The sequence below is a fragment of the bacterium genome (assembly GCA_040754625.1).
Classification (GTDB): domain Bacteria; phylum JACRDZ01; class JAQUKH01; order JAQUKH01; family JAQUKH01; genus JAQUKH01.
In genome coordinates, this window is record JBFMCF010000103.1 from 1 (window position 1) to 7,140 (window position 7,140).

Sequence of the window (7,140 nt, forward strand, 5' to 3'; positions counted from 1 at the left end):
CCGATAATGAAAAACATAAAACTTTCAGGCAAAAAGTTTTTCATTTTAGAGATTCTTTTTCTCATGATTCACTTATGGTTTTGCCAAATATTTTAAAATTGGCGGCTTAATTTTGCCAAACTCAAGTAAATAATACTGAAATTAAAGAGATTGAAATAGACAATAATGGAAAAAAAGAAAAATTACCGTTAAAGATTATTGTGACTACACCTATAGAAGCTACACAAAAAATGGCTGGAGAATTGAAATGAAAGGGTTACATGTCAGATTTGAAGGATTTTCGGCATTTTTTCGTTTGCCGTTTATAGTAACCGGAACACAACTTTCTTCGCCTGTTCCACCTTATAGCACCTTACTTGGATTAATAAGTTGTTGTGCCGGGCGTGATATTGGTCCATCAGATACAAGAATTGGTTATGAATATAAAATTCGAGGGACAACTTTGGAATTAGAAAGAACTGACCGTTTAAAAATGGATAATAAAGGAAGGCTTAAACTGAATTCAAAAGGTCAGGGAATATCTTATAGAGAAATACATATCGCACCTATTTTGGATTTATATCTTACTAATCCCAATCTGAAAGTAATATTTGAAAGACCTGTTGGTACTCCTTGTTTGGGAAGGTCTCAAGATATTGTCTGGATAAAATTAATTGAAGAGATAGATTTAGAGGGGAAAAAAGAGGGTATGGTTGGAGCTACATTGCTTCCTTTTCCACAAAAAGACTTCGGAGGAAGAATAATCAGGCTGTCAGATTATTTTAATAACTCAAAATACGGTGTTCTGAGGAAATTAGAAAAATTGGGAATTTATCAGGCTGTTCCTCAAGTTGAAAACGGTGTTTATGTAACAACAAAAAATCTCTTTCATCCCGCTGGAATTCCAGATAAAGAAAAGGTTGTCTATATACATGATTGGAGCAATTAAATGGATGAATTGTTAGCTAAAATTGATGGTGAGACACTTTATGAGCATACAAAAAAGGTGATAGAAAATTCAAAAAGTATTGTAGATAATTTACCATCGGATGTTTTTTTGTCGATTAAAAAAGACAAGTTATTGGAGTTAGTTGTTCCCTGCGCTCTTTTTCATGATGCAGGGAAGGCTGCTGTTGGTTTTCAAAAAGTTCTTAAAAATGAAAAAAAGAGCTGGGATGGTAAAAGACATGAATCTATTTCAGCGGCATTAATTTCTTCCTATCCAAATATCTTGCCAGAGCAGATTTTAGCTGTATTAACTCATCATAAGGATATTCCGCCGGACGGAATATCAGATGATTATAAAACATTGAATTTCGAGTATATCAAGTCTGATTCGGCAGTATATCAAGAAATGATGAGTGAGTGGAAACAAAACTATGAGAAGTTTAAATTTTTCTGGAATAAAATTAATATTATGTTGGGCGCGAAATATTCAGAAATCAAAAATATAGAAAAAATTAAAATCGACGAGAAATGGCTGGAACGTTCGGGACGCTATTCACAAAATAAAAATATCTCATATCATGAAAGGCGATTAGCTTCTATTCTCAGAGGAATATTGATAACATCTGATCATTTAACGTCGGGTGGAATTGCGCCAACTACTATACCTGTGTTGAGAAACCATAAAATACTTGATAAACCAATTAGAAACTTCCAAAATAAAATTGCTAATACGAAAGGTCAAACCATTTTACGGGCGCCTACTGGTTCAGGTAAAACCGAAGCAGCGCTTCTATGGGCAGCTAATAATCAGATCCCTAATGGTCGGTTGTTTTATGTCCTGCCATATACGGCAAGTATAAACGCTATGCACAAAAGATTAAGCAAAATATTTGGAACGGAAAATGTGGGTGTGTTGCATTCAAAAATCATTTCTTATTTATACGATTTGAATTTAGAAGAAAATAAGAATCCTCAAGACGCACAGGAATTGGCAAAAAATATTTCTTCTTTATGCCATGAAGCATATTATCCTATAAAAATTTGTACTGCACACCAAATACTTCGTCATATCCTGAGAGGAAGGGGATGGGAACAGATTTTTCTTGAATACCCGGGGGCATGCTTTATTTTTGATGAAATACACGCTTATGACCCGGTTATTACTGGACTAATAATTGGGACCGCAAAATTATTGAAAAAATGGGGCGCAAATTGTCTATTTATTTCAGCAACCATGCCGTTATTCCTAAGAAATCTTATTTCTGCTCATTTAGGAGATATAAGTATAATAGAACCTGATATAAATAATTTTGAAGATAGGAAAATTATGGATAAAAAAAGACATAATCTTATTATTAATGATGACGGGAACATGATGAATTCTAAAGATTGGATTATATCAGAATGTAGAAATAATGCGTCAAATTTAATAATTTGCAATCATGTTGATTCAGCACAAAAAGTATTTTATCAAATCAAAACAGGTTTTAAAGAAGGAGAGGTACGATTATTGCACAGTCGTTTTAATCGAGAAGATAGAAATCGTATAGAAAATAGACTTATCAATGAAAATTTACCTAAAGTATTGATTGCTACTCAAGTGGTTGAAGTCAGTTTAGATATAGATTTTGAGCGAGGTTATTTTGAATCAGCTCCAATTGACGCGCTTGTCCAGCGAATGGGCAGGGTAAACAGGAAAGGAGAAAAGGGCAAAATAGCAGATATTACAATATTTAAAGAACATATTGGCGAATATTCTATTTATTCTGAAGATAAAATTCGTTTAACTATAAAAGAAATTGAAAAACTTTCTATGCCGGTAAGTGAGCTTGATATTATTAAAGCAGCAGACAATGTTTATTGTGAAGGATATAATAAAAATGAGGAACAAGAATTTTTAAATGCTTTAAACCATCCAGATATTAATGATTTTGAAAGCAGAATGATTGCTGGTACTCATAGAAATTGGATTGAAGACGTAATTGAAAATTCGGATAAAACAATAGAGGTATTGCCGAGTAATAAATTGGAAGAGTATAACAATCGGCGAAAGAATGGTCTATGGATAGAGGCGGATAATCTTCTCGTGCCTATTCGCACAAGGAGCATATACAGATTTAAAAGTTTGCTAAATTTAAGAGTAGATCCGCCAAATATTTATGTTGAATATAATGAACTGGGTTTAACTGCAGACACTATGAGCAACATAATATAAAAATTTTTATTTTAATTGATAACGAAAACTATATATAAATGGCTGTTGGAGGTTATACTATTATGACCTACCAAACCCTTTCCGATAACGATTTGATTGGCCTTCTTTTCACCGAGGAAGACCGTCTTCCCCGGGCCGCGGTGGATGAATTTGTCCGGCGCGGGGAGCGGATGATTGAACCATTGAAGCGTATTGTGTCGGAGCGGTTTTACTGGACGTATGATCCGCCGGAGTTCTGGGCTGTGGTTCACGCTTCTTATATACTTGGCGCTATCAGCGGGGAAAAGGTTGTTGTGCCGCTTTTGAGAGCTCTCCGCTGGTCTGTTGCTTTTGATTGTGACTGGGTGAGCGATAAACTGACTTATATGTTCAGCAAGATTGGTATATCTGCCATTCCTGAGCTTAAAAAACTTTCAGTCGATAGAACATCCGACTGGTTTACCAGGTCGGTTGTAATGAATAGCCTGGGCGGGATAACAATTGATAATCCTGAAGTCGAAGAGGATATTTTTTCTTTTATCGGCGCGATTTTTAGAGATGAAAGTGAAGATTGGGAGACAAGGCAGTTGGCGGCAAATGTTCTTCTCGATTTTTTGAGGCAGGAATACAGGGATGAATTGATTAAATTTGGTAAGAAGGATACGGAATTTTGCCACAAGGATAAATCACATACGGCGATGTTTGATGAGGAGTGGGCGAGGCAGGAATTTTCAAGGGGAGAAAAAGATTATTCTGAGTATATTGATGACTGGCTTTCTTTTTACGATGAAGATGAAATAAAAGGACGTCAGGATCGATGGGACAAAGAAGCTTTGGAGGATATGGAAGATGAAGAGGAAACTTTAAAAATAGGCCGTAACGATCCGTGCCCGTGCGGCAGCGGGAAGAAATATAAAAAATGCTGTATGGAAAATTAAAATTTCATGGAATTATGTTTTAACCAAACCGCAATGCGTAAAAAGTAAAATATACTTGACAAAATACGAGGTATTTAGCAAACTATCATAAAAATATTTGATAGGGAGAGTGTAATTATATGGAAAATCTCAAGAACCGAAAATTAATATCTAAAATTTTATTGATAAAAACAAAACACGGCATCTATCGGCCATAGAGGTAAAAATAAACTGTTTTAATAAATATATGTCCGTTCTTAATTATTTTAAAAAGAATTATGGACCTGCCCAAATATATTGCTGCTGTCTTGATAGAAAAGAGGCTCTAAAGAACAAAGATATTGCAATGATATATCCCTGGCGGATATCCCATGTTTTTAAATAAAGGCACATTATGTGTTTTGCTAATTCAATGAGATCAAATTTAACCGGAAACCTGCATTTTACCGGGACACAAATTAATTATTATTTTCTCTGCGGAAAAAAGCTGTGGTATTTTTCGCATTATATCCAGATGGAGCAGAACAGCGATCTGGTGTATCTTGGGAAACTCATTCATGAAACATCTTACGAGCGGGAGAAAAAGGAGATTGAGATTGATAATACAATCAAGATAGATTTTATAGATAAAGAGCGGGTTATTCATGAAGTCAAAAAATCCGATAAGGTTGAAGACGCTCATATCTGGCAGTTGAAGTATTATATCTGGTATTTGAAGCAAAAGGGAGTTGAAGGCGTTACCGGAAAAATAAATTACCCGAAACTGAAAAAAACGGAAGATGTATTTTTGGAGCTGGCGGATGAAGAGAAGATTGAGTCAATTTTGAAGGGAATAAAGAATATTGTGGATGAGGAATTGCCGCCGGCAGCGGATAAAACGAAGATTTGCAGTAATTGCAGTTATGAGGCATTATGCTGGATTTAGTATAACCGTTTAAGCCTAAGCCGTTCAAGCCGTTTAAACAGTTTGAACCGCTTAAACGGATTGAACAATTAATGAAAAAACCATGAAACAAAATTATTACATCTTTAACAACGGCCGTATCAGGCGGCAGGAAAACACGATCTTTTTTGAAAAGGAAGACGGTTCAAAAACGGTTATCCCGATTGAAAATACCGAGGCTATTTACAGCCTGGGAGAACTGGATTTTAATACCAAACTCTTTAATTATCTGGCGCAGAATAATATTCCTGTCCATATTTTTAATTATTACGGGTTCTATTCCGGGACTTATTATCCCAGGGAATACTTGAATTCCGGCCAGCTCCTGGTTAAGCAGGTAGGCCATTACACAAATTTAAAAAAAAGATTAGCACTGGCAAAAATATTTGTTGATGCCGCCGGTTTCAATATATTGAAAAATCTGCGGTATTATAATAACAGGGGAAAGAATTTGGATGAATATATCAACTCTATCGAAGGTTTTAAAACGCAGGCTGAAAAGGCGGAAAAAATCGAAGAATTGATGGGGCTTGAGGGAAATATAAGGAACACATATTATAAGGCATGGCCGGTTATTATAGACCAGAAAATTGAATTTGAAAAAAGGGTCAAACAGCCGCCCGATAATATGATTAACGCCCTGATTTCGTATCTTAATTCGTTTGTTTATACGACATGCCTCGGCGAGATATATCATACGCAGTTGAATCCGCTTATCTCTTATTTGCACGAGCCCGGGGACCGGAGGTTTTCTTTAAGCCTTGACCTATCGGAAGTGTTTAAACCGATATTGAGCGACAGGACAATATTTTCATTGTTAAACCGGGAGCAGATTACGGAAGACGATTGCCAAAAAGAAATTAATTTTTGTTATCTTAACGAAAAAGGAAGAAAGACGATAGTAAGAGAATATGATGAAAGACTTAAAACGGTTATAACGCACAAAAAACTAGAAAAGCAGGTTTCTTACAGGTATCTCATAAGGCTGGAGTGTTATAAATTAATCAAGCATTTACTTGGCGAACAGGAGTATGAGGGATTTAAAATCTGGTGGTGAGTTTTTGAAGACTGTTTAAACCGTTTAATCCGTTTGAACGGTTCGAACGGTTTGAACCACCCAAACGTGAGTTAAAATGTACATAATTCTTGTTTACGATGTTGATAAAAAGCGATGCGGCAAGATGCTGAAACTTTGCAGAAAATATCTGCATCATATTCAGAATTCTGTATTTGAAGGGGAGATTACAGAAGGAAAACTGGAAGAATTGAAAATTAAGTCCAAAAAAATAATGAAGGATGAAGAAAATGATTCATTAATAGTATTTAAAACAAGGAACGAAAAATGGCTGGATAAAGAGATAATGGGAAAGGACAAAAGGCCGGTGGATAATGTGCTTTAACCAGATGGAACGGTTTAAACCAGTTTGTCTATATAGTAAAACTTGACAAATTTCGAGGAGGGATTTATATTATAATGAATATGAAATTAAAGTTATCATGTCAACCTATGGAGATTTTTGCATGATCTGGGGTAGACGAAAAAAAAGGCTGTTTTTGGTGTTAAAAAATCGTGTAACCTATTGTAATTATTGAATTTCAAAAACGGATTTCATTGAGCCTATAAGGAATTGAAACGTTATATACACCTGCAATGCCAATGTTTGTTTTTAAATTTCATTGAGCCTATAAGGAATTGAAACTAGTTGAAAGCGTTGTATTTGTTACCGCCAAACCGATTTCATTGAGCCTATAAGGAATTGAAACACATTTAATCCCATACCACGCATATCATCGGCAACATTTCATTGAGCCTATAAGGAATTGAAACTATTTTACTTTTTATATTGGCATATTTTGTGCCGCATTTCATTGAGCCTATAAGGAATTGAAACAACGAATGAAAAGAAACTTGAACTTGGATCAAGCATTATTTCATTGAGCCTATAAGGAATTGAAACTTCGGCTGGCCCACATTAGTGCCGTCCTGCCATCGTATTTCATTGAGCCTATAAGGAATTGAAACATAAAAAACGCTAGCCCAAGTTCCGCAGTGTGATATTGGGAATGATATTTTTTAGCTAAAGGAAATCTAAAAAAGCTTGATAAATCAATAGCGGATTAAAAAAAAGTGAATGTAGTGCAGACCACCCTCTTGAATA

At 35.3% G+C, this 7,140-nt stretch carries 6 protein-coding genes and 1 CRISPR repeat array; all 6 genes read left to right on the top strand.

The features are described 5' to 3' along the window. Window positions 1-247: 247 nt before the first annotated feature. The 6 genes from cas5 to cas2 all read left to right on the top strand — a co-directional run bounded on the left by cas5 (window position 248) and on the right by cas2 (window position 6,381). Window positions 248-928, top strand: coding sequence for a CRISPR-associated protein Cas5 (cas5, locus tag AB1498_09860; GenBank protein MEW6088591.1), 681 nt, complete (start codon window positions 248-250; stop codon window positions 926-928). Beyond that, on the top strand, window positions 929-3,142 hold the full coding sequence (gene cas3, locus AB1498_09865; GenBank protein ID MEW6088592.1) for a CRISPR-associated helicase Cas3': 2,214 nt from the start codon (window positions 929-931) through the stop codon (window positions 3,140-3,142). A 62-nt stretch (window positions 3,143-3,204) separates the two neighbouring features. Further along, a complete protein-coding gene (locus AB1498_09870) occupies window positions 3,205-4,059 on the top strand; it encodes an SEC-C metal-binding domain-containing protein (protein ID MEW6088593.1) in 855 nt (284 codons plus the stop codon). A gap of 391 nt (window positions 4,060-4,450) precedes the next feature. Then, window positions 4,451-4,963, top strand: coding sequence for a CRISPR-associated protein Cas4 (gene cas4 / locus AB1498_09875; protein MEW6088594.1), 513 nt, complete (start codon window positions 4,451-4,453; stop codon window positions 4,961-4,963). Window positions 4,964-5,045: 82 nt separating this feature from the next. Continuing rightward, entirely contained in the window at window positions 5,046-6,038 is a 993-nt protein-coding gene (gene cas1b, locus AB1498_09880; protein ID MEW6088595.1) for a type I-B CRISPR-associated endonuclease Cas1b, read from the top strand. Between the two features lie 76 nt (window positions 6,039-6,114). Continuing rightward, window positions 6,115-6,381 (top strand): CRISPR-associated endonuclease Cas2, encoded by a 267-nt coding sequence (gene cas2 / locus AB1498_09885; GenBank protein MEW6088596.1) that lies wholly within the window; start codon window positions 6,115-6,117, stop codon window positions 6,379-6,381. Between the two features lie 206 nt (window positions 6,382-6,587). Further along, window positions 6,588-7,004: direct repeats of the CRISPR family, unit length 29 nt; unit sequence ATTTCATTGAGCCTATAAGGAATTGAAAC. Window positions 7,005-7,140: the final 136 nt, after the last annotated feature.

Excerpts from the sequence above, each read along its gene's own strand:
- cas2 (MEW6088596.1), top strand. The coding sequence starts at position 6,115 with ATGTACATAATTCTTGTTTACGATGTTGATAAAAAGCGATGCGGCAAG.
- cas1b (MEW6088595.1), top strand. The coding sequence starts at position 5,046 with ATGAAACAAAATTATTACATCTTTAACAACGGCCGTATCAGGCGGCAG.
- cas3 (MEW6088592.1), top strand. The coding sequence starts at position 929 with ATGGATGAATTGTTAGCTAAAATTGATGGTGAGACACTTTATGAGCAT.
- AB1498_09870 (MEW6088593.1), top strand. The coding sequence starts at position 3,205 with ATGACCTACCAAACCCTTTCCGATAACGATTTGATTGGCCTTCTTTTC.
- cas4 (MEW6088594.1), top strand. The coding sequence starts at position 4,451 with ATGAGATCAAATTTAACCGGAAACCTGCATTTTACCGGGACACAAATT.
- cas5 (MEW6088591.1), top strand. The coding sequence starts at position 248 with ATGAAAGGGTTACATGTCAGATTTGAAGGATTTTCGGCATTTTTTCGT.